This window comes from Ruegeria sp. BI12, assembly GCF_056537985.1.
In genome coordinates, this window is the sequence record NZ_JBQFSL010000001.1 from 824919 (window position 1) to 848164 (window position 23246).

The 23246-nt window shown below is 60.1% G+C and carries 21 protein-coding genes; 3 read left to right on the forward strand and 18 right to left on the reverse strand.

Going from position 1 to position 23246, the window contains the following annotated elements; genetic code table 11:
• Together ACR0AK_RS04300 and ACR0AK_RS04305 are read left to right on the forward strand one after the other, a co-directional pair.
• Complete coding sequence (locus tag ACR0AK_RS04300) at positions 1-474, forward strand: rhodanese-like domain-containing protein (RefSeq protein ID WP_170560880.1); 474 nt, start codon at positions 1-3, stop codon at positions 472-474.
• Entirely contained in the window at positions 471-1286 is an 816-nt protein-coding gene (locus tag ACR0AK_RS04305) for a CE1 family esterase (protein WP_480792482.1), read from the forward strand. Before ACR0AK_RS04300 ends, ACR0AK_RS04305 begins: the two co-directional genes overlap by 4 nt.
• On the opposite strand, the gene mdoH is transcribed toward ACR0AK_RS04305, so the two are convergent.
• The 13 genes from mdoH to cbiE form a co-directional block, all read right to left on the reverse strand.
• Complete coding sequence (gene mdoH / locus ACR0AK_RS04310) at positions 1287-3155, reverse strand: glucans biosynthesis glucosyltransferase MdoH (protein WP_480792483.1); 1869 nt, start codon at positions 3153-3155, stop codon at positions 1287-1289. It abuts the gene before it with no gap.
• Positions 3152-4651 (reverse strand): OpgD/OpgG family glucan biosynthesis protein, encoded by a 1500-nt coding sequence (locus ACR0AK_RS04315; protein WP_480792484.1) that lies wholly within the window; start codon positions 4649-4651, stop codon positions 3152-3154. Before ACR0AK_RS04315 ends, mdoH begins: the two co-directional genes overlap by 4 nt.
• The gene (locus ACR0AK_RS04320) at positions 4648-5865 is read right to left on the reverse strand and encodes an OpgC family protein (protein WP_170560876.1); all 1218 of its coding nucleotides are present in this window, start codon (positions 5863-5865) and stop codon (positions 4648-4650) included. Before ACR0AK_RS04320 ends, ACR0AK_RS04315 begins: the two co-directional genes overlap by 4 nt.
• 32 nt (positions 5866-5897) lie before the next feature.
• Positions 5898-7268 carry a tetratricopeptide repeat protein gene (locus tag ACR0AK_RS04325; protein WP_170560875.1) on the reverse strand — a complete coding sequence of 457 codons (1371 nt, stop codon included), beginning with the start codon at positions 7266-7268 and terminating at the stop codon, positions 5898-5900.
• Positions 7269-7449: 181 nt separating this feature from the next.
• Positions 7450-8634 (reverse strand): CaiB/BaiF CoA transferase family protein, encoded by a 1185-nt coding sequence (locus ACR0AK_RS04330; protein WP_480792485.1) that lies wholly within the window; start codon positions 8632-8634, stop codon positions 7450-7452.
• On the reverse strand, positions 8621-10240 hold the full coding sequence (locus tag ACR0AK_RS04335; RefSeq protein WP_170560873.1) for a thiamine pyrophosphate-binding protein: 1620 nt from the start codon (positions 10238-10240) through the stop codon (positions 8621-8623). Before ACR0AK_RS04335 ends, ACR0AK_RS04330 begins: the two co-directional genes overlap by 14 nt.
• 78 nt (positions 10241-10318) lie before the next feature.
• Positions 10319-10777, reverse strand: coding sequence for a DUF302 domain-containing protein (locus tag ACR0AK_RS04340; RefSeq protein WP_480792486.1), 459 nt, complete (start codon positions 10775-10777; stop codon positions 10319-10321).
• Positions 10778-10878: 101 nt separating this feature from the next.
• On the reverse strand, positions 10879-11622 hold the full coding sequence (gene cobF, locus ACR0AK_RS04345) for a precorrin-6A synthase (deacetylating) (protein WP_480792487.1): 744 nt from the start codon (positions 11620-11622) through the stop codon (positions 10879-10881).
• Positions 11615-12343, reverse strand: a complete 729-nt coding sequence (gene cobA / locus ACR0AK_RS04350; RefSeq protein ID WP_480792488.1) for a uroporphyrinogen-III C-methyltransferase — start codon at positions 12341-12343, stop codon at positions 11615-11617. Before cobA ends, cobF begins: the two co-directional genes overlap by 8 nt.
• Positions 12340-13662: a cobyrinic acid a,c-diamide synthase CobB gene (locus ACR0AK_RS04355; RefSeq protein WP_480792489.1), complete on the reverse strand. Its 1323-nt coding sequence runs from the start codon at positions 13660-13662 to the stop codon at positions 12340-12342. Before ACR0AK_RS04355 ends, cobA begins: the two co-directional genes overlap by 4 nt.
• On the reverse strand, positions 13649-14443 hold the full coding sequence (cobM, locus tag ACR0AK_RS04360; protein ID WP_480792490.1) for a precorrin-4 C(11)-methyltransferase: 795 nt from the start codon (positions 14441-14443) through the stop codon (positions 13649-13651). Before cobM ends, ACR0AK_RS04355 begins: the two co-directional genes overlap by 14 nt.
• Positions 14440-14808: a cobalamin biosynthesis protein gene (locus tag ACR0AK_RS04365; RefSeq protein WP_480793632.1), complete on the reverse strand. Its 369-nt coding sequence runs from the start codon at positions 14806-14808 to the stop codon at positions 14440-14442. The genes cobM and ACR0AK_RS04365 overlap by 4 nt, the downstream gene beginning before the upstream one ends.
• The gene (cbiE, locus tag ACR0AK_RS04370) at positions 14805-16004 is read right to left on the reverse strand and encodes a precorrin-6y C5,15-methyltransferase (decarboxylating) subunit CbiE (protein ID WP_480792491.1); all 1200 of its coding nucleotides are present in this window, start codon (positions 16002-16004) and stop codon (positions 14805-14807) included. The genes ACR0AK_RS04365 and cbiE overlap by 4 nt, the downstream gene beginning before the upstream one ends.
• Here cbiE and ACR0AK_RS04375 point away from each other — a divergent pair.
• The gene (locus ACR0AK_RS04375) at positions 16003-16752 is read left to right on the forward strand and encodes a cobalt-precorrin-6A reductase (RefSeq protein ID WP_480792492.1); all 750 of its coding nucleotides are present in this window, start codon (positions 16003-16005) and stop codon (positions 16750-16752) included. The two genes, cbiE and ACR0AK_RS04375, sit on opposite strands and share 2 nt — an antisense overlap.
• Here ACR0AK_RS04375 and cobJ read toward each other — a convergent pair.
• Genes cobJ through cobN form a run of 5 tightly spaced genes read right to left on the reverse strand, consistent with a single transcriptional unit; the run spans position 16725 to position 23245 of the window.
• Positions 16725-17477 carry a precorrin-3B C(17)-methyltransferase gene (gene cobJ, locus ACR0AK_RS04380; RefSeq protein WP_480792493.1) on the reverse strand — a complete coding sequence of 251 codons (753 nt, stop codon included), beginning with the start codon at positions 17475-17477 and terminating at the stop codon, positions 16725-16727. The two genes, ACR0AK_RS04375 and cobJ, sit on opposite strands and share 28 nt — an antisense overlap.
• Entirely contained in the window at positions 17474-18202 is a 729-nt protein-coding gene (locus ACR0AK_RS04385; RefSeq protein ID WP_480792494.1) for a precorrin-2 C(20)-methyltransferase, read from the reverse strand. The genes cobJ and ACR0AK_RS04385 overlap by 4 nt, the downstream gene beginning before the upstream one ends.
• Positions 18199-18828, reverse strand: coding sequence for a precorrin-8X methylmutase (locus ACR0AK_RS04390; RefSeq protein ID WP_480792495.1), 630 nt, complete (start codon positions 18826-18828; stop codon positions 18199-18201). Before ACR0AK_RS04390 ends, ACR0AK_RS04385 begins: the two co-directional genes overlap by 4 nt.
• Positions 18828-19955, reverse strand: a complete 1128-nt coding sequence (gene cobG, locus ACR0AK_RS04395) for a precorrin-3B synthase (protein WP_480792496.1) — start codon at positions 19953-19955, stop codon at positions 18828-18830. The genes ACR0AK_RS04390 and cobG overlap by 1 nt, the downstream gene beginning before the upstream one ends.
• Complete coding sequence (gene cobN / locus ACR0AK_RS04400) at positions 19952-23245, reverse strand: cobaltochelatase subunit CobN (RefSeq protein ID WP_480792497.1); 3294 nt, start codon at positions 23243-23245, stop codon at positions 19952-19954. The genes cobG and cobN overlap by 4 nt, the downstream gene beginning before the upstream one ends.
• Position 23246 lies beyond the last annotated feature (1 nt).

The following is a 23246-nucleotide window of genomic DNA, read 5'->3' on the forward strand; positions in this document are numbered from 1 at the left end:
GTGGCCGGAAGCTTGAACCGATCCCGCAGGTGGATCCTGATCGGAGGCTGCACTGCAGTGGCTGGTGGATTCGCGATACGTGAATACCGGCTTATTCCACCTGACTACGCGGGACGGCAGCTTAGCGTGCAGGATGCGCACACGCAGGCCGTATCCGGAGCCGTATTGTTGCTGGACATTCGCACCCCAAAAGAATGGCAATCCACCGGGATCGGAGAGGGCGCGCAGTCTTTGGACATGCGCCGCGACGATTTCATTCCCGCTCTGACGCAACTTGTCCAAGGCAACAAGGGCGCGGCAATCGCTTTGATCTGCGCGCGCGGTGTACGTTCGGCACGGTTGAGCAACCGGCTGACCGAAGCCGGGTTTACGAATATCATTGATGTGCCGGAAGGTATGTTAGGTTCGGCCGCAGGGCCGGGATGGGTACGTGCCGGATTGCCGGTCCGCGACTATGACAGGAGTGCAGTATGATCCGGGAAATGACGCTGGCAACGGGATTGGCGCTGGCCGGGCAATCGGGGCTTGCCGCATGTGCCGACCTTGAGGGCATGTGCGAGATCGCCTCGGGAGGGTATCACATCGAACTGCCCAAAGATGAGAACCCACCGCTTGTGGTGTTTCTGCACGGATATGGTGGTACCGCGACGGGAACGTTGAAAAACCGTGGCATGGTGGACCCGCTTCTGGCGCGCGGCTACGCGGTGATGGCGCCCGAGGGATCGGATCGCAACGGTCGGCAAAGCTGGAACTTCTTCCCGGGTTGGGAGGGGCGCGATGAAACCGCCTTTTTGACCGAAGCGGTTCAGGATGCCGCGGATCGGTTTGGCGTTGATACGGACCGGGTCGTTCTGGGCGGGTTTTCGGCAGGGGCCTTTATGGTCTACTACCTTGCCTGCGCGGCACCCGACACATTCTCGGCCTATGTACCGGTGTCTGGTGGGTTTTGGCGTCCGGATCCTGAGTCGTGTGATGGGCCTATTCGGATGTTCCACACCCATGGCTGGACAGACAACGTGGTTCCCCTAGAGGGTCGATTGCTGGGCGGCGGCCGCTTTCATCAGGGCGACATCTTTGCCGGCCTGGAAATTTGGCGCATCGCCAATGGGTGTGTCGATACCAAGCCAAGCGGGTTCTCGACCACTGGTCCTTTCATGCGCCGATACTGGAGCGGGTGTGACGAGGGCAGTGCGCTGGAATTCGCGCTGTTCCCCGGTGGTCATTCGGTGCCCAAAGGCTGGGCTGACATGATGATTGACTGGTACGAAGGCCTGCCGGGTGGCTGATCACTCGGCAGGGGTCATTACGCCTTTGCCTTCGATCACATTCTTCAGCTCGTCCCTGTAGCGACGGGCCGAGCGTGTGATTGCGGGCTCGTTAAAGTCCTCTTTCATGCCAACCATATGGCGCGCTGCACCGGCTGACACGCCGCTGAGCGCGGACAATGGGATCGCGAAGGCAAGGCTGATCGCGATCGGAGCCAACCAGACCGAAACAAGACCGGACAGGATGCCCACCCCAAGCGCCACGCCACTGATCGTTTCCACGGTGTGACATAGGATCAGCGTGTGTAGACCATAGCTGCTGCCATCCCGTGCCTGCGGGGACCAGCCTTTTTGGATGCCAAGGGTAGTTCGAACGACAGCAATCATCTGTTGCACCATCAGAATGGGGGCATAGAGGATGGACAGAACAACTTCCGCCAGAAACGAAGTCAGGAACTTGCGCCCGCCGCCGAATTCGGCATAGCGCATACCGCTTAGGGGCAGGGCCAGAACGCCTAGTACCTTTGGCGCAAGCAGCATGGCGTACATGACCAGAATGATCAGTACATGGCGGGTTTCCGACATTTCAGGCCATTGCGGGAACAGCGGATTGTCAGGGCTGAAATAATGCAGCACTGACGCATCTTCGCCTTGACCAATAAGGGCCCACATCACAAGCAACGCAAACCAAAGCGGAGACATCAGATATCCGACTGCCCCATGAAACATGTGGAACCGTGAAACCGGCTGGAACCCGGCCGATCCCAATAGCTTCAGATGCTGCAAATTACCCTGGCACCAGCGCCGATCGCGCAGGGCGTGGTCAATCAGTGTCGGAGGTGTTTCTTCATAAGATCCGCGAATGCGGGGCAGGAACCGCACGCCCCATCCAGCGCGGCGCAACAAGCCAGCCTCGACGAAGTCATGGCTCATGATCAGTTTTTCCTGACCATTCAGCGCCCGCAGTTTCGGCAAACCCGCGCAATTGGCGAATGCTTGGGTGCGGATAATGGCGTTATGGCCCCAATAATTGCCTTCCTGACCGCACCAGCGCGCGAGCCCCTCGGCGAAGGCGATGCCATAAACGCCATTGGCGAATTGCTGCATTCGCGCAAAGACCGATTGCGCGCCAATAAGCTGAGGGTAGCTTTGGATCAATCCTGCGCCCGGATCGCGCGCCAGCGCGTCGGTCAAACGGGCGATGGCCCGACCGGTCATCAGACTGTCGGCGTCCAATACCAGCATCGCATCCCAATCCGCACCCCATCGGCCGACCCAATCAGCAATGTTGCCAACCTTCCGGTCCGTATTTTGCTCGCGGCGGCGGTAATACAGTTCCAGTCCGGGGGCGAGGGTGGTGCGCAGCGCCTCGACACTGGCTTGTTCTTGTGCGGCGATCTCGGGGTCGCGGGTGTCCGAGAGGATGAACATCGCATAGTGGTGCCGCCCACCACGCGCCTGCAAGTCCTCAAGCATGGTCCGGGCGTTGCCCAGCACATTCCACGGCACCTCGTTATAGACCGGCATCAAAAGGGCCACGCGCAAAGGTTGGGCGCAACCCTGGCGCACGGGGCGCTCTTGCCGGGACAGCGAGACCATACCCAGCAGCACGGTGCAGACCGTGAAGGAGATCCAGAAGAAGTTGAACGAGATCAGCGCTAGAAGGATTGCTTCGATCAGGTTGATGCCTTCAGCGTCGAACCAGTCCGTCATGACCCAAAACAGGCCCACCGTTGCCGCCATTGCAGGCGAAAACGCCAGCGCGCGCCAGAACCCGGCCGAAGGGCGTTTTGCGTAAGGAACCTGAGCATCCCGAAAACCCGCGCTGAAATCCTGCGCGGGCATGGCCAGAGGCGTCTCGGGCGGCATGATATGAAGGTCGCTGCTCATGAGGTCCAACGGTAAAGCCAGACCTCAGAAGCCGGCTGTTTGTCCTTCAGTAACTGTGCGCGCAGTTCGACATGATCGCGGTCGCCGGGCTCGAACGAAAACGCCAGCCGTAAACCGCCTGTTTCTGGGTTGCGCTGCAGCACGCCTTCGGACGTTTCGGCGTGTGGCGAGTCCACGAAAATGGTCATCGCCTCCGGGTCGTCGAACAGTTCGCTTTCTTCAAAGTCGATGACGGCCAGACGTCCCTCGCCAAAGGTATTGTCGCCCATGGCGGTGTTGATCACGCGCGCCATCGGTGCGCGCTGGGGCTCGTCACCCCAGATCAGGCGATAGGATAGATCGACCTGACTGCCTGCTGCATAGGGTTCGGCAGGACGCCAGTAGGCTACGATGTTGTCGTAGATTTCCTGATCAGCCGGAATTTCGACCAGCGTGACCGAGCCCTTGCCCCAATCTGAACCGGGTTCGACCCATAGGCTGGGTCGCTTGTGATAATTCGCCTCAAGATCCGCGTAGTCCGAGAATTCACGCTTGCGCTGCATCAGGCCAAAGCCGCGCGGGTTGGTGTCGACGAATGACGAGATTTGCAGACGTGTTGGGTTCGCCAACGGCCGCCACAGGACCTCTCCGGCACCGTTGCGGATCAGTAAACCGTCGCTGTCGTGTACTGCAGGCCGGAAATCGTCGAAACGGCTGTGGTTGGTTTGGTCAAACAGGAACATAGACGTGCCGGGCGCGATGCCTACATGGCTCAGGTCCTCGCGTGGGAATAGAGTGGCTTCGATATCCATCACGCAGTTTTCGCCTGCGGTGACATTGAACCGATACGCACCGGTGACACTTGGGCTGTCCATCAGCGCGTGTACGACCATGTCGCGCTGACCGGGTTTCGGGCGCTCCAGCCAGAAGCGGATGAATTCAGGGAATTCCTCTCCATCCGGATCGCCGGTTTTGAGTGCCAGACCACGGGCCGAAAGGCCATAAACCTCATGCAGGCCAATGGCGCGGAAATAGCTAGCGCCTTGCCAGACGCAAAACTCATCGGTCTTGCCGGGACGGTGCATTTCGGTGCGCAGACGCAAGCCGGAAAAGCCCAGCGTGTCGTCTATCGGCAGTTCCGGGACATCCTCGGATTTGTCGAACATCTCCAGATCAAATGCGACCGGAGTGGTCATCCCGTTTTCGACGGTTTCGACTTTAACAGTGCGCGGGAAGTACAGGCCGGGCGTAAAGAAATCGACGTTAAAGGGGGTTTCGGTCTCGTACCACAGCGCACGGTCCAACCGGAACCGGATCGAGCGGTATTGCTGATACGTCAGATCCACCCATTCCTGCGGCACCATCTCGCGTTCGGCATAGGGGCGGCTGGCCAGCTCGCGGGCCATCTCGATGACGAGATTGCGGTCAAATGGGACCTCGCCGCCGGTGGCGAAGGTCGCTGGCGCGAAAGCAAGCGCCGAAGTCGAGACCAGAAATGCGCGACGTGTGAAATTCATTTCTTAGACTTCCAAGGTTGTGACTTAAACCAAGCGGCCATGTAGGCCACGCCGATGATCATCGCAAAGCCAATCATGTTGGCGATGAAAACACTGGCAACATCTCGCCCACTGAGGTCCAGGCCGACGCCGATAAGTCGTGCCGCTGCCATGGAAAAAACGAATACTGCCAGTGATTGCTGCCCGACTTTGGTGATGACGGTCAGCAGGAATTGCCAGATTTTGGCCGCTGTACCCTGACCGGTTGCGATCAGACGGTGGCCGTGTTCACCGGCAGCCACCCAACCCAGATAGGCCAGCGACAAGAAGTGCAGATAGCGGAACAGGCCGAAATCAGTCTTGTCCCGGAACTCTTTTGTGATTGGCCAGACTTTGCGGATTTCATCGGCCAGATCGGGGGCCGCCGCGTTGATCCACGTGAACACTTTCCATGAACCGAAGGGCATCGAGAAGATCAGGAACAGTGCCGCCGCCCAAATAAGCGTTTTCGAGACCGGTGGAGCGGGTATCCAGCCGCGCATGAAGGCAAAGCCGGTGAAAAACAGCAGCTGCCAACCGAAAGGATTGAAGAACCACTGACGTTCCGACCACGGTTCGGCAGGGAGGTCCAGAATGTCGATCTGTGCGACCAGCCAGATCGCGACGGATGCTGCGGCGACGGCCCAGAAACCGAACCGGTAGAAGCCCATAAACATAGGCATCATTGCCAGAACGACTAGATACATCGGCAGGATGTCGAAATAGTTTGGGACATAGGTCAGCGTAAACAAACCCACGATTTGAGGCGCAGGGTCGTTGAAGAAGTGCTGCAAGTTCAAAGACGAAACGTAGGTCTTTTCGAACAGCCCCGATTGATCCAGAGCCGCCATCGACATGGCGACAAAGAAGAACAGACAGATATGCGCCCAGTAGACCTGCCAGATACGGAACGAGACGCGGGCGGTGCCCATCCACCAACCCTTGCGCAGGAACGCTCCGCCAAAGGCAATCGCCGACGCCATGCCCGAGCAGAACACGAAAATCTCGGTCGCGTCCGAAAAACCAAATCGCGCGGGAATCCACTTGGCCCATGGATCGTTCGGGATATGGGCGATCAGAATTATGAACATTGCGATGCCGCGATAGAAATCCAGGCGCGGGTCGCGCGTGCGGGCAGGGGCTGCCGCAGAGGCAGCCACCGGCGCAAAATCAGAAGCGGGCGAAACTGTCGCCATGCGTGTTCTGTCCTTCTTGGTCTTTGGTTTTGTTATTCAGCCGGGACGCTTTGTGCGTCTCCGTTGTCGCGCGCCGCGTCGATCAATGCGCGGCGAGCGAGAGCGTAATTGTCTTCGCCCCCGGCTCTTTTGGCGCGACGGTCATCCAGGATGCGCTCGACAGCATCCAGACGGCCGGCACGCAGGCCGGAATCAATTGTGATGCGCTCGAATACATCACGTTGGGCGTGGCTTCCACCTGCCAATTGCATCCCTGCTCGGGCGTTCGACAAAAAGTCGAAGGCGTCGCCGTAAAGGCCTTCGCCAAAGGCCTCAAGCCCTTTGGCTGCCGCAATGCCCGGATCGGACATGCGGATCGGGGTGTCCCCCTGATTGCGCTGGGCATCCTTTTGAATACGTTGCAGCATCTTACCGGTCGCCTCTGGGCGGTTGTCGCCGGTCAGCGCCAGAAGATAGTGAAGATCGGCAAAAATCAGGCAGCCATCTTCGGTCCGGGCCGCGCTGAGATCAGCCAGTTCTTCCCAGCGGTTGCCGACATTGACACCCTCAAGCTCAAGCCGCGACAGCAGGGACGTGGCGTTTGAAATATCGCGATAGTCGTCGGTTTTGTCCTGGCGGATGTAATTGTCATACAGTTCCATCACCTGATCGACCTGACCCAGATCCAGATGCATCAGCGCCTTGTGCCACCAGACGTGATAGCGGAAGTTGTTGCAATGGGTCCAGGCCGCTTCCCGACCTGCGAGCCAATCAAGGCCCAGCTGCGCGTTACCTGTCATCTCGTGCACGTGTGCAACAGCGTGCAGACCCCAGGCATCGTCCGATACCATCCACAGTGCCTGCCGACCTGCGATCTCGGCCTTTTCGTAGGCACCTGTCTCTTCCAATGCAAAGGAATGACAACCCAGCAGGTAACCGCGGCCGGCATGATCAGGTTCGTAAGCGGGCAGAACGCGTTCGATCGACCGGCGCATCCCTTCCGAGTCGCCAAGTACAAATCTCGTCGCGTGGCTAAGCTTCATGGCCAGCGAGTCTTGTGGGTGCGAGCGCAGAATCTCTTCGAACTTTTGGATGGCTTGCGTGGGCAGGTCTGCCAAATACAGACCCAGCGCTTCGACATAGAGCCGTTCGCGGGCCGAGACCGGCTGACGTTCCATGGCGCTGTTGGCGGCGGCCAATGCTTCGACGGCGACCGGCATCATCTCGCGACGCCCCAGCAGGACCATGAACAAACCTTTGATCGCGTGACCCAGGGCAAAATCGGGCTCAAGCTCAAGAACTTTGCCAAGATGCTGCGGCGTAACGGCGGCATGGGCCATGAACCCAAGCAGAACACCATCCCACGCCTCGGCACTTGCCGGGTGGCTCAGGGTGTTCATCTGTCCGAAAACGTCTTGCTTCATGTTCATGTTCCGATCCAATCGAGAATATCTACATCACTTGATGTAGCAGAGACTCTGGGTGGGTCGTATCAGTATCGGCCCTGCTCTCGAATTGGTGAAATGCCGTGTGGGCAAAAATTGAAAAAAACCGCCGATTCAACGGCATGTTTCAGCAACATGCCGCCGAAATGGGCAGAGTGTTTCAATCGTCAAAGGGGTTTTCAGCGCTCAAAACGGCCTGTGTATCTGCCCCGCAGACGGGCGGGGCAGCCCGATATGTTACAGGCGTGCGCGACAGTTTCAGCGGATTCCCGATCAGTTGAACGTCACCCGGTGCGGCTTCCATCGTGATCTGCATCTGGCGGGCTTCGACCTGATCAGTTGCGAAAACCTGGTCCAATGTCTGGACCGGTCCAACCGGAACCTTGCAGGCTTCGAGTTCGGAGATGACGGTCTGTGTGTCGCGGGTTTTTACCGCCGGACGCAGGACTGCATTCAACGCGTCCCGGTGTTCCAGCCGGGCGGGGTTGGTGGCGAATCGCGGGTCAGTGGCAAGCTCGGGGTGGCCGATAAAGTCGCAAAAGCGGCTGAATTGGTTGTCATTGCCAACGGCCAGAATGACGTGGCCATCGGCGGTTTCATAGACGTCGTAGGGTACGATATTCGGGTGTCCGTTGCCGCGCCTTTGTGGCACGTTTCCCGAGGTCAGGTAGTTCACCCCTTCGTTGATCAGCCATGCAATCTGCGCATCCACCAGCGCCAGATCAATCTGCTGGCCTTCGCCAGTTTGGTCACGGTGGCGCAGGGCGGCCAGAATGCCGACACTTGCGTACATTCCGCACATCACATCGGCGATTCCCACGCCCACCTTCATTGGTGCGCCATCTGGGTCACCGGTCAGAGACATGACCCCGCCATACCCTTGGGCCATCAGATCATAGCCCGGCTTGGATGCATTAGGACCGGTCTGCCCGTAGCCTGAGATCGAGCAGTAAACGAGGCTGGGAAATTCCTGGGAGATGCTTGCGTAATCCAGACCGTATTTCGCTAACCCACCGGGTTTGAAGTTCTCGATAAAAATGTCCGCATGCGAGGCCAACCGTTTGATTTCAGCCTGTCCCTCGGGCGTGGCAATATCGATAGCCACGGATTTCTTGTTGCGGTTGGCGGCCATGAAATAAGCGCTCAGATCGGACCTGTTTCCGTCAGCGTTCTCGACATAAGGGGGGCCCCATTGCCTTGTGTCATCCCCGCCGGTTGCAGGGTTTTCGATCTTTATGACGCTGGCGCCTAAGTCGCCCAGCAACTGTGTGCAGGTTGGTCCGGCCAGAATGCGGCTGAGGTCCAGGATTTTGACCCCCTTCAGAGGTCCTTCAGATCCGACCATCATAACCTCCACGATCAATCTCGGCGGCAATCACCGTGAAAGTGTCGGCCTTCATTGCATCATTCAGGGCTGCGCGTAGCTCGTCGCGGTTGCGAACAGTGTGGCCGTTGCCGCCAAAGGCCCGGCCCATGGCAGCAAAATCGTGCCGATCAAAATCCACGCCCATGTTGCCCATCTGGCGTTGCCTTTGTTTCAGCTCGATCAGCGCCAGGCTGGCATCGACAAAGACCAAAAAGATCGGGTTTCCACCCATTTCAGCGGCCGTCGACAACTCTCCGGCGACCATCAGGAACCCTGCATCGCCAGAGAAACTGATAACCGGACGCTCTGGTTCAACCAGTTTAAGGCCAATTGCCATGGGAACGGCGCACCCCATTGTGCACAATGCCGAGGACTGGATCAGCCCGCGTTCCTCGGAACATGTCCACATCTGACTCAGCAAAATACGATGCGCGCCACTGTCGGCCGTGGCCAGAGTTTCGGCCGGCAGGGTTGCGCGGGTTTCGGCGATAATGGCGGCGGGCCCCCACGCCTCGTCGGTTGGAAATGCCAGAGCCAGCGCAGTTTTGGCCCGCGCAGGTTCGCCGCCCGGCCATGTGTCGCGGGCAGCGTTGCCCTTGGCGATGGCCTCCAGCGTGGCACCGGTGTCGGCAACCATATTCAGGCTGGCCTGATGCATGTAGTGATCATTCACCACCGCCGAGATGTCGATAACGCGCTTTTCCTCGGGGTCCCAAACCTCGCGCCAGCCGGGGCGCATCTCGATCGGGTCGTAGCCAAGGCACAACACCAGATCGGCCTGTTCAACCAGCGGCAGCAGGTGCTTGTCGGCCAGTGGTGACAAGCCAGCCCCGCCAAGGCACAGGGGGTGATCTTCGGGGACAACACCCTTGGCTTTGTAGGTGGTGACGAAGGGGATGCCGAAATGTTCCAGAAACGCCTGTACGACATTGCGCGATCCGTCATACAGTACGTCCAGCCCCACAATCGCAATGGGACGTTCCGCGTCAGCCACCCAACGGCGCGCCTTTTCAAGGCAATTGCCCTCGGGCGCGACAGCGGCGGCCTTGACCAGTCGTCGCGTTTTGACACCGGATACGCGTGTATCTGCAACCGAGATCGGAACGTCGATATGCACAGGTCCGGGGCGCGGCTGGTTAGCCAGTGATACGGCCTTGTCTGCCACGACATCCGCGCCCTGTGCTGTCAGTTTAAAGGTTCCTTTGGTGATCGAGCGATAGACCTGTGCGTGATCCATAACCTGATGGGTATAAGTCAGCGCTTCATCCGCATCGACACAGCCGGTCAGCACGATCATGGGCACCCTGTCCTGCAGGGCGTTTGCGACTACGTTGATCCCGTTCATCGCACCGGGGCCAAGCGTCGCAACCAGAATGGCAGGCGCACCGTCGCGGTGATGCACAGCCTCGGCCATGAATCCTGCGGCGTTTTCGTGTTTGGTTAGGTGAAAGGTAATCCCCGCCTGTTCCAACGCGTCTACCAACGTCAGAACCTCTCCGCCGGGCATACCAAAGGCATGGCGGCATCCGGCCTCGAATAGTCTTTGGGCCAAAAGATCCGCGGCGCGGGGCGAGAGGTCCTGCATTAGTCATGCTCCGAAATATTACGTCATTGCAGATTGCGGAGGACGCGTCCGGACGCAAGCAGCTTCACGGCAGTGTGACTATTTGACTGCGGATTCTGCCACTGCTTGAAACTTTTCGTCCAATTCAATTGCAATTTCTTGCAGTGGCTCACCGCCTTGGTGGACGTAGGGGGCAAAGACATGGCTGGGGGTCTTGTAGGACAAAGTCGCTGTGCCGTCCGCGTTTTCGGTCACGTAGAATCGGATGGGCGCTTCGATCATAGCGTTGACCGACGTTTCCAGAACCCGAACGGCGTAGTCATTGTTGAAGGCACCAATCACCAGATTACCTGGAATGGTGATCCCCCGGGCCGCCGCCGCTTTGGTTGGCCCGGCTTGTGTCACGACGATCAGGCCATTTCCTTTTACTGCGGCCTTTGTATCCGCGACCAGCGCATCATAACTTTTGCCAGTCGGATGAACGACCCAGCCCGGTTGCGGTTCCTGCGCCAAGGCGGGTAAGGCCAGCAAACACAGTATGATCGAAAAAGCCTTCATTGCGCTGTCCTCTTGGTTCTGGGGTGTTGGTTTGATGCCAGAATACCATGTTTCGCGCAGTCACAATCCCGTGGGCACCTGCTAAGGAGGATGTCTTCAGATCAGTCCGCACGCCTTTTCAGCAGATAGATATCCATGATCCATCCATGATCTGCCCGCGCTTTCGCGCGCGTTTCGACGATGTGCGGGGCCGTATCGGCCAACGGACCTTGGATCAGAATTTCCTCCTTCATCCCCACATAGGCGCCCCACCAGATATCGTAGTCGGCCATCTCAAGGCTTTGAAACGAGCAATCGCCATCCAGCATAACAGCCACTTTTGAGGCATTTAGCGGCCAGCCTTCATCGCGAATACGCCTGCCAGTTGTCACCACGTAGGGCGCGCCCAGATCGTTGATCGGTATTGCATGCGCCGCTGTCAGTGCCTGCAGCGCAGTGATGCCGGGGATCACACGCGTGTGTGGTTTGGGAGTCAGCCGGGAGGCGATGCGTAGCGAGCTGTCGTAAAGCGAAGGGTCGCCCCAGATCAGAAGAGAAACCCGCTGTGCATCAGAATGAGCCGAGATTGCCGCCTGCCATCGTAACGCGATTGCATCATGCCACTCATCCACGCCACGCAGGTACCCATCATCGGCACGTCGCTTAGGGATATCAAAGTACGCGATTTTTGGCGGCGTGTCGGTTACCTGAGCAATAATCTCTTCCCGCAACCCGGCCAGATCGGCCTTGTTCTCGCCCTTGCGTGGGATCAGGATCAGGTCCGTGTCGCGAATGGCCTGTGCGCCCTGAAACGTCAGGTGATCCGGGTTGCCGGTGCCAATACCGATCAATGTCAGATCAAACATCGTTGGTCTCTGCAAGCGGGCCATAAAGGATCAGTGCGGGGGCCGTACCGATTTCAGCACCCAGCTTGTCCGCCAACCCACCAACTGTGGAGCGGTGCAGGGTCTGATCCGGGGTCGAAACGGATTCGGCCATCAGCGCTGGTGTTTCCAGTGGCAAGCCATGTTCGTTCAATGTCTTCACCAGCAAAGGAAATGTGCGCTTGCCCATGAACACAACCGTGGTGGCATCTGGATCGGCAAGGGCGGCAAGGTTGAGGTCTTCGGGCAGTTTGCCGCTGACGTCATGGCCGGTGACAAATTGTACGCGACGCGCTGTGAGGCGCCGCGTCAGCGGAATGCCAGCTGCTGCCGCAGCCGCGACCGCAGATGGGATACCCGGAATGATCTCGTATTCGATCCCGGCCTCGCGCAGCGCGACCAGTTCTTCTTCCAGACGCCCAAACAATCCGCCATCACCGGATTTCAGTCGCACCACGCGCGCGCCTGTTTTTGCGTAATCTACCAACAGGCGGCTGACGTGGTCCTGTTTTGGTGATGGTCGCCCGGCCCGTTTGCCAACCCCAACAAGATCTGCGTCCTGATGCGCATGGCCTAGGATCGGACCACTGCTGAGGTCGTCAAACAGCACCGCGTCCGCCTTTTGCAACCGGTCAACGGCCTTAAGCGTTAACAACTCCGGGTCTCCGGGGCCCGAGCCAATGAACGAAACGAAACCGGTCATTCCTGCGCCTCTGCGATCAGATGAAAGAATGTTCCGGTCACGTTGCCACGAACCGACCCGGTCTGCGGCCCCTCGACCCCTTCGGCATCGAACACCCGGGCCAGAGACGCGTCGGGCTGTTCCAGGATCGAGGAATAGTGGAACTCATGGCCTCGCAATGTCGCATTGGCAGCAAATCCCGGCATAGGGGCCAACAACTGCGCCTTGCGATACCCAAGATTGAACTTGCGCTTCTCATAGGACGTCACAAGTCCCAGTAGACCCGCCATCTGATGCCGGACCCCTTCCTTGTCGACCAGCGCATCTCCCAAGGCCATATACCCTCCGCACTCACCATGAACGGGTTTTGTCTCGGCATGTTTGCGCAGTCCGTTCAGGAATGTGTCGGCAGCGGCCAGAGTGCCCGCATGCAGTTCAGGATAACCGCCAGGCAGCCAGACCAGATCGGCATCCGAAGCGGGCGCTTCGTCGGCCAGCGGTGAAAACGGCAGGACTTCCGCCCCGGCTGCATGCCAACCTTCAAGCAAATGCGGATAGGTGAATGAAAACGCGGCATCCCGTGCCAGCGCGATCCGCTGAGCCGGGGGCCGCGGCAGCGCGGCTGACGATGGCTCATTCGGGCCTGAGGAAGCCGCAGCCTTGATCGCCTCGAGGTCCACGTGTTCGCGAAGGAACGCGGCATACCCGGCAATCGCGCTTTCCAGATCTGGGTGCTCGACCGCTTGGATCAGACCAAGATGCCGCTCGGGCAGGGTCAGGTCTCCGCGCCGGGGCAACACGCCCAGAACCGGCAATCCTGCTCGCTCCATGCCCAATCGGGTCAGGCGTTCATGGCGCGGGCTGGCACAGCGGTTCAGGATCACGCCGGCGAAGGGCAGGTCAGGATTGTACATCCGAAACCCCAATGCAGTTGCTGCTGCCGATTGCGCCTGACCGCCCACATCCAGAACCAAAACAACAGGCCAACCCATTCTTAGTGCGGTTTCGGCGCTGGACCCATGACCGATTTCGCCGGGCTTGGCGACACCGTCAAACAGGCCCATCGATCCTTCGGCCACGACTATATCCGCTCCCTCAGCCTGCGCGGAAATTGCGCTCAGCAGGGGATCGGCCATCGCCCAACTGTCCAGATTGAACGAGGCGCGTCCGGCTGCGGCACGGTGAAAGGCCGGGTCGATATAGTCCGGGCCACTCTTGAATGGCTGTACGGTCAGGCAATCCTCGGCCAGTGCACGCAGGAGACCCAGCATGACGGTGGTTTTTCCCGTCCCGGACGATGGCGCGGAAATAAGCAGTCCCGGCGGGTTAGTCATCGCCATGACTCCAGCTTGACCACGGGCTGTCCGCGCTTTGTGGGCGATACCGGCGGTCGTAGTCTTTTGAATACAGGCAGCTTTCGTCAAACCCTTCGCCCGCAAGGGCAGGGCCGACCATGATCAGAGCGGTCCGAGAAATACTCTCGTCCAGCGCGCCTTTCAGGGTCGCCAATGTGGCGCGAATGATCCGTTCATCCGGCCAGCTGGCGCGGTACACCACAGCCACCGGGCAATCAGCGCCATAGGCCGGGGTCAGATCCGCGATCACCTTGTCCATATTTCCGATCGACAAGTGAATGGCCAAAGTTGCACCAGTGCGGGCAAAGTTCTCAAGCGTTTCGCCTTCAGGCATCGAGGATGCACGGCCGGGTGTCCGGGTCAAAACAACAGACTGTGCAAGTCCGGGCAGGGTTAGTTCCGTTCCCAACGAGGCCGCGGCGGCCGCAAAGGACGGCACGCCCGGTGTGACACTGACGGGAATGCCCATTTCTTTCAGCCGCCGGATCTGTTCGCCCATAGCCGACCAGACGGACAGGTCTCCGGAATGCAGCCGAGCGACGTCCTGACCTGCCTTATGTGCGGTCTCGATTTCGACCATGATCTGGTCCAGATCCATCGGCGCGGTGTTGATGATTTTTGCGCCCTCGGGACAATGGCCAAGGATTTCCTCGGGCACCAGAGATCCTGCGTACAGGCACACCGGACAGGATGCGATGATATCACGGCCTCGCAGGGTCAGAAGGTCGGCAGCGCCGGGCCCGGCACCGATAAAATGAACGGTCATGTTTGTCCTCCGATGGCGACGGCGCAAGTGGCTAGCCGGTCGTCCGAGATGTGTCTGGGTGAGGTCAGTCGCGCACCTGATCCGGCGGCGGCAAGGGCGGATGCTTCGGCCACGCTGCCGGTGCCATATGTGGCACGGCTGCGGTTCGAGCAGGTGAGAGTGCGCTGTCCCGCCAGATCGGCGGGTGCAATGAATTGGATAGGCAGGGAGGTGACTGATGCGAATTCAACCAGCGCGGCATGGCCTTCTTTGTCGGCCACAGTGGCAAGAGCGTCCACGCTCTGGCCTGAGCGGGCCCGTTCAAAGGCTGCGCGCAGACTGTCCACGGTCGCCGCCGATGAGAAGCCAAGACCCGCGACGATCATAGCGACACGCTCCATTGCACCACCGGGTAGGCCGATTTCCAGCCACGCCTTGGGCCAAGCGCCGAGGCCTGGGCCAGCTCGATGCGCAAAAGCTCTCCACCCAATTTTCCATGCCACTGGGCCAGCAGTGCTTCACTTTCCAGCGTCACAGCATTGGCGACCAACCGGGTGCCGGCGGGCAGGGCGGTGTGTAACCAAGTCAGCAACTCGGTGCTCAAACCACCACCGATGAAAACCACATCCGGCAATCCAAGGCCGTCCAGAACCTCTGGCGCCGTGCCATGCACGACTTGCAACCTGTCTTGCCCCAGCGCGTCTGCATTGCGGCGAATGCGGTCCGCGCGATCTTCACGGGGTTCGATCGTGGTTGCAGTCAGGGTTGGGTCGCACATCAGCCACTCGATACTGATCGAGCCAGTGCCGCCGCCGATATCCCACAGATGCTCGCCGCGTTTGGGGGCTAAGGCCGACAGGGTCAGGGCTCGCACGGGGCGCTTTGTGATCTGGCCGTCGTTTTCAAAAATCTCGTCAGGTTTGCCTGAAGCTTTGGGGAGTGCCTGACCTTTGCCCGCAACCTCAAGCCCAACGCAAACCGGATGGTCAAACCCGCCCAGCAGGGCTTCGGTCAGCGATACGCTGCGCGACCGCTCGCGGGGACCGCCAAGCGCCTCCATCACGTGTAGTTGCGTGTCAGCAAACCCCGTCTCGTTTAGATATGTCGCAAGCTCGGCCACGGCAGCGCCGTTGCGCAGCAGCAAGATGGCGCGCAATCCCGGTGACAGATGCGGGCGCAGCCTTGTCAGCGGAGCGGCGTGCAGGCCGAACGTCTGGGTGTTTTCCAAGGGCCAGCCCAAACGCGCAGCTGCCAGCGAAAAGGTGGACTGACCCGGTTGGGCCGTCCATTCCCAAGCATCGAAATTGCGCGCGATCACCGAACCCGCACCGAACCAGAACGGATCACCCGAGGCCAGAACAACCGTCGGTCGCCCCCGGAACCCGGTCAGTATTGGCAGCCCGTCGGAAAAAGGTACGGGCCATTCGACCTGCTGCGCGCCCGTGTTGGGGATCAGAGACAGATGGCGGGGCGGGCCCATGATGATTTCCGCACGCTCCAGCACTTGACGACTTGCGGGTGACAGGCCATCCAGTCCATCTTCGCCCAAGCCCAGAACGCTTAGCCACGGAGCTTCATGCATGACCAACCTCCTGATCCTTGGCGGCACGACCGAGGCCAACGCGTTGGCCAAAACTCTGGCTCAACAGGGCATCCCGGCGACCTATTCCTATGCTGGACGCGTGGACAATCCAAGGCCCCAACCCCTGCCGGTACGTGTTGGAGGGTTCGGCGGCGTTGAGGGTCTGGTCGGTTACTTGCGGGACCACGCGATCACGCATGTGGTCGATGCAACACATCCCTTTGCCGCGCAGATGAGTACGAACGCTATTGCCGCCTGCCGCGAAGCCGCGGTGCCGCTGGCGGCTTTGACGCGCCCGTCGTGGTGTGCGCAGGACAGCGATCGCTGGCAGCATGTTCCCGACATTAACGCAGCGGTTGCCGCCTTGGACGGCCCAAAACGGCGCGTTTTTCTGGCGGTTGGCCGCCTGCATCTTGAGGATTTCGGGGCCCAACCCCAGCACCACTTTCTGCTGAGGCTGGTGGATGAACCTGATACGCTGCCGCTGCCCGATTGCGATGTGATCGTTTCGCGCGGGCCGTTTACCGAAGCAGAGGACCGGGCGCTGTTGCAGAGCCACGGCATCGAACTGGTAGTGTCCAAGAACTCGGGCGGAACCGGCGCGCGCGCCAAGCTTGACGCCGCGCGGGCGCTGGGCGTGCCGGTGCTTATGATCGATCGCCCGACCCTTCCGCAAAGGACCGAACTGTCGAACGTGGCGCAGGTTCTGGACTGGGTGGCTCATTCAGGTGTGAACCTTGGCGTATAAACAATCGGCGCATTTTTGCGTTCGATAACGCGTGTCAGGGATGACCCGACGATGACCACGGTCTGCATGTCCGCCATGTCGGGTGTGGCATCGGCCAGTGTCGAAATCCGGATTGCCTCATCCGCGCGTGATACGGCGCGTGCGAACAGGATCAGGCGCTCGGGCTCGCATTCGCCGCGCAGGATTTCCAAAGTTTTTACAAAGCCTTCCGGGCGGGACTTCGAGCGTGGGTTGTAGAATGCCATCGCAAAATCACCCTGCGCCGCCAAGCGAAGACGCTTTTCAATCAGGGACCAAGGTTTCAGATTATCGCTGAGGTTGATCGCGCAGAAATCATGACCCAGAGGTGCTCCGGCACGGGCCGACGCCGCCAGCATCGCGGTGATACCCGGCAGGACATCGATGGGGATGTCGCGCCATTCTTCTGGCCCATTCTCCAGCGCTTCGAAAACAGCCGCTGCCATTGCGAAGACCCCGGGGTCACCCGAAGATACGACGACCACGCGTTTACCCTCAGCCGCCATCTGTAAAGCGTGTTGGGATCGGTCGATCTCGACTCGGTTGTCGCTGGCATGCAACGTCAGGCCGGGGCGTTCGGTCACTCGCGCGACGTAAGGGATATAACCCACGATGTCCGTGGCCTCAGCCAATGCAGCTGAAACTTCTGGCGTGACCAGGTCTTCGTTGCCAGGCCCAAGACCCGCGATCTTGACCCAACCACTCATGGCCGTCGCCCTTGACCATGCACGATAATGATCGAGAAATAAGGGGTAACCTTCTCACACGCCTCAGACAGTTTCGTCACCGTTTGGTTTGGCATCTGGGCGAATTCGACGATCCATGCCCGGTTATACAGACCTGCGGTTTTCAGCGCGCGTTTCACCTTGTCGATATTGCGCCCGATTTTCATCACGACCAAAGCGTCAGTCTGAGCCATGCGATGTGCCAGATCCTCTTCGGGCAAGGTGCCAACTAGGACCGTCAGCACGTCGTCGCCCCAAGTGATCGGGTCACCTGTTGCTGTCCACGCTCCGGACATGCCAGTGATCGCGGGCACCACTTCCACTTCTGCTTTGTCTCGTAAGCGGCTGTAAAGGTGCATGAAAGAGCCGTAAAAGAACGGATCGCCTTCACACAGAACCACCACATCTTCACCCTGATCCGACAGCGCCTTCAAATGAGCCGCACAGTTCTTGTAAAAGGCCGACAGCAATTCGTTATAGCGCGGATCATCCAGTGGAATTTCCGTGGTGACAGGGTATTCCATCGGAAATTCGACAGCGCTGTCCGGGATCATACCATTGACGATCTTGCGTGCCTGTCCGCTGCGACCGGGTTTGCGGAAAAACGCCACGTGCCGGGCATTGCGCAGCAAGCGATCGGCCCGCACGCTCATCAGGTCCGGGTCGCCGGGGCCAAGGCCCACGCCATATATTTTACCCGCGCTCATTCCGCGCGGCTCGCGATGGCGTTGATGGCTGCTACTGTGATGGCGCTGCCGCCCAGGCGGCCTTTGACAATGCATGACGGCACCGGTTGCGCCTCCCACAAGGCATCCTTGGATTCGACTGCTCCGACAAAGCCCACCGGGCACCCGATGATGGCGGCCGGGCGGGGGCAGTCGGGGTCTTCCAGCATGTTCAGCAAGTGGAACAGAGCGGTGGGCGCATTCCCGATAGCAACCAAAGCGCCCTCAAGATGCGGACGCCACAGCTCCAGCGCGGCGGCAGAGCGGGTATTGCTCATCTCAGCCGCCAGCGGGCGCACACGTTCGTCGTGCAAAGTGCAAATGACCTCATTATCCGCTGGCAGGCGGAACCGGGTCACACCTTCGCTGACCATTCGCGCGTCGCACAGGATCGGCGCGCCGTTCTCTAGTGCTGTCCGTGCGGCTGGCACGAAACCGGGCGAAAAATGCACGAATTTTTCCAGACCGACCATTCCGGCGGCGTGGATCATGCGAACCGCGACCTGTTCTTCATCGGCATCAAAGCGTGCCAGATCGGCCTCGGACCGTATCGTGGCAAAGCTCTGCTTATAGATCGCCGCGCCATCGGTTTCGTATTCATAGGGCATCAGGTGAGGTCCATAGTCATGAGTGTTTCGAGTGTTAGCCCGCGTTGTGACGGCTCATCCCCTGCACGGCCGTTTTTGACAAGATCAAATCGTCCGTCATTGCCGATCAGAGTGACATTTGCGGGGCCCATACGGGCACAGCCCTTGGCGCAGCCGGATACATGCAGACTGCTTGCAACCCGGGCCGCCAGTGCGCGCGCGATATCGCGGGTTTCCACTTGCGCCTGTGGGCAAAATGGCGCGCCGGGGCAGGCGTCGGTTGTCAATAGCGGGTCGGCAGCATCTGTAACAAAGTCCGGTGTGGGGATCGCCGCCCCGCCTTCCAGCAGGATCAACCGCCATGGGGTGACCCGCAAGGCAGAGGCCCCACTGTCCGCAATGAGACCAGAGAGCTGTTGCGCACGCAATTGCCCGAACGCAGCGCCGTAAATTTCGCCGAGATCGTGGGTTCCCGGTTGCAGCGGCGAGCCGATGTCGCCCGGCGTGCTGCCTTGCCAATTCTTGGGCAAATCCTGCGTTGCGATCATTCGTGCCATGCGGCGTGTTTCCGGGGTGAAACGCTCGGCAAACCACCCTGCCAGGGCGATCAGTTGATCAATCGCATCGGCTTCCGCAACTCGGCGGCCGGTCTTGGCCCCATCGGCGCGCAGGATGAGACCTTCGGTACCTGTCTCAATCCTGATATCGGCCGAATCCGCCGCCAGCAGGCGTTCGGGGCCGGTGTCGATGGCAAAACCAAATTTCGCAGGCAGGTTTGGCAGCTCTCCCAAACGGTCGATCAGTTCGCTAGTCAGTCGGGCGGTTCTGTCGCCTGATCGATACAGGGGTGACACAAGGATATTACGACGAACTTCAATACCGGGCTCGGCATCTAAAAGTTCCAGCTCGGCCAGTTCGGAAAGCAGAGCCCTGTGATCTTTTTCCTTGACCCCGCGTAGTTGCAGATTGGCCCGATTGGTCAGGTCAATCGTGCCATTGCCAAATCTCCCGGCCAACTGGCACAGACCAAGTGCCTGAGCGGCATTCAAGCGAGCCAAACGAGGTCGCACCCGAACGACCAGGCCGTCGCCGGACATCATCGGCCGATGTGCTCCTGGGCACCAACCCTGAACAACCGGGGTGCTCATCCCAGCCCCTCCAGATCCGCCCGGATCGAGTTTCGGCGCGTGTTCCAAAGGCCCGCGTCTAACAAAGCGCGGAACCGATCCTGCATGGCCTGATGCGCGCGGGGGTTGGCCTCTTGCAAAAACGCGTCGACCTCAGCGTCGCCCAAAGTGGCGTCGTGATAGATGTCGAACAGGTGCGGCGCGACCGTGCCTGACAGATGGGCGAAAGAGGCCATGTGATCCAGCGTCGCCGCGATTTCCGCAGCGCCCCGGAAGCCATGCCTCTGCATGCCCGCGATCCAGCCCGGATTGGCAGCGCGGGCGTGCACGACGCGGCTGATTTCTTCAGGCAGCGTTCGGGCGCGCGGGTTTTCCGGATTTGTGTTGTCCAGATGATAAAGCTGCGCCGCGCCACCGGTGACTTTTTTGGCAGCGGCGAAACCAGCCTCGTGCGTGGCGTAATCGTTCGCCAGCAACAGGTCGGTTTCTGTCAGGTCCTGCAGATGCACGAAACTGTCCGCGTTCGCGACCCGTTGGGTAATGCCGTCCATGTCCTGAGTGATATGTTCGCCTTCCAAAGCGAATGAGCTGGCCTCAAGCCATGCTTCTCCGGCCTGTTCGCGGGCCTCATCTGTATAGATTTCGGACAGCTGCGTCATGTTCACGCCATAGCTGCCCGGAGCCGGTCCAAAGACGCGCGCCGTCGGAGCGTGTCCGGCATAAGGGTTCCAATCCGGTACCTCGTCCCGGTCGCACAACGCGCGAATTGCCTGACCATAAAGCGCCGAAAGCGTGGGGAACACGTCCCGGAACAGGCCCGACACGCGCAACGTCACGTCCAAACGCGGGCGGCTGAGATCGGTGATGGGCAGCACCTCGATGCCCGACACGCGCTCGGATCCTTTGTCCCAGACGGGTTTCACGCCCAGCAGGTGCAACGCCATGGCGAACTCTTCGCCCGCAGTACGCATGGTGGCCGAGCCCCATAGGTCTACGATCAGCCCTTTGGGATAGTCGCCTTCTTCCTGCAGGTGCCGCCGGACCAGTTCTTCGGCCAGTTTCACACCTTGGGTATAGGCCGCGCGGGTCGGAACCGAGCGCGGGTCGGTTGTATACAGGTTTCGCCCGGTGGGAAGGACGTCTGACCGCCCGCGATAGGGGGACCCGGACGGGCCAGCCTCAATCCGTTTCCCTGCCAGCGCGTCGATCAGGGCATCGCGTTCGGCGTGGGCAGAAGGGGTCGTGTCAAAGTTGGCAGCAGCTTTGGGCGCACGCCCAAAGATATGCAACCCATCGCCAAACTGGCTTTCCTTGATATCACAGACAAAACGGTCGATGCGGGTGATCGCCTCGGCTGTACAGGTGGCCTGGTCGAGACCAAGATCGCTCTCCAACCCGATGGCCTGCGCTTCGTCGCGGATATCTTCTTGCAGGCGGTCGCGGCGCTTGGGGTCCAAGCCGTCAGCGTTCGAGAACTCATCCAGCAGCGATTCAAGCCGCACCATCCGGTCCGGCGTGCCGCTTTCTTTCATCGGCGGTGGGATATGGCCCAACGTGACCGCCCCGATCCGGCGTTTGGCCTGCGCGGCCTCGCCGGGGTCGTTGACGATGAACGGGTAGATGACGGGCAGGTCGCCGATCAGAACCTCGGGCCAGCATTCGTTGGACAGCGCGACCGACTTGCCGGGCAGCCATTCCAAAGTGCCGTGCGCACCGATGTGGATCAGAGCGTCTGCCCCAAGGCCTTTTCGCAGCCACAGATAGAAGGCGACATAACTGTGGCGCGGGGTGCGAGACAAATCATGGTAATCGTCATCACGCAGCTCGGGTGTGCCGCGTTCGGGTTGCAGCGCCACCAGCGCCTTGCCGCGCCACAGGGCGGTAAAGTGAAACGCGCCATCTGCAAAGGCGGGGTCGTCTTCTGGCTTGCCCCAGACGGTTTCGAGGTCTGCGCGCAGTTGTTCCGGCAGTTTCGCCAGCGCGTTAAGATACGCGTCAAGCGACCATGCAATCCGCGCATCTAGCAGCGTATCAGAAATCGGCTCGGCAGGCGCAGTGTCGTACCCTTCGCCCTGCAGGTCAGCCAGCATCGCCTCGGCTGAAGCCAAGGCATCAAGGCCTACCGCATGGGCCATCTGCCAATCCTTGCCGGGATAGGTGGACAGCACCATCGCAGGGATCTGATCCTCTTTGGGCCTGTCGTTCAGGTTCAGCCAGCCGACGACACGGTCGATGATGGCCTCGATCCGTTCCGGTTCAGCCCGGTGGGCAAAACGTGAATACTCCAGATGCGGGTCACGCTTGCCCGGTTCCTTGAACGAGGCAATGCCTGCAGAAATTCGCCCGTCCACTTCGGGCAGGACAACGTGCATAGCCAAATCAGCGGGCGAAAGACCGCGTTCCGCCCCGGCCCAGGCTTTGCGGCGGGACGTTGCGAGAGCAACCTGAAACACCGGAACATCGGCAGCGTCCAGCGGCGATGTGCCCGATGCGCCTTTGCCCGAGAAGGAAGTGGCGTTGATAATGGCCGACGGTTCAAGGGAGGCGATGACCCCACGCAGCCAATCGGCGGCGGCAGGTGCTTTCAGCGAGGGGGCGAACATGCCTACTGCTTCGATGCCGCGTTCCCGCAATCGGCGGATCAGGGCTGCGACCGGGGCAGTGTCCGCCGATGTCAGATAAGCACGATAGAAGGTCACCAGAATACGCTTTGGGTCGCTCGTGAACGCTGTTTCGACCGAGATTACGCCACGATCCGGGCACCACGCGCCGCACTCTGGCAAGGTCTTTGCGCCCATCACCGGCCCGGCATAAAGCCCCGCCGCAAGCGCCATTTGTGCCAAAGCCGCTTGCGCCGCGACTTCGCCGCCGGTGTCACATAGATGTGCAAGCCGCCGCAAAGTCGAGACGGGTAGGGTGGAGTAATCATCCAGCCGCGTATCCTCGCGCCCGTCAGCAGGCAACACAGCCAGTGCGATGCCTTTGGATTGTGCCAGCGCCAGAACTTGCTGCAACCCGTAGGACCAATACGGCACGCCGCCGATCAAACGGATCAGGATGCCCTTCGCACCCTCCAACGTCTGTTCAACATAGGTGTCAACTGACAAGGGGTGTTTTAGTGCCGTCAGGTTGGCCAGCCGCATCGTCGGCATTCGCCCTTCGGCCCCACCACCGCGATGCCAGCCTGCCGCGAAAGCGCCAAGGTCGCTGTCCGAAAAGGACAGCACCACCAAATCCGCCGGACTCTGGCCCAGATCGGTCGGGGTCTCGGTTTCCTCGAGCCCGTGGCTTTCGCGGAAGACGACGTGCATG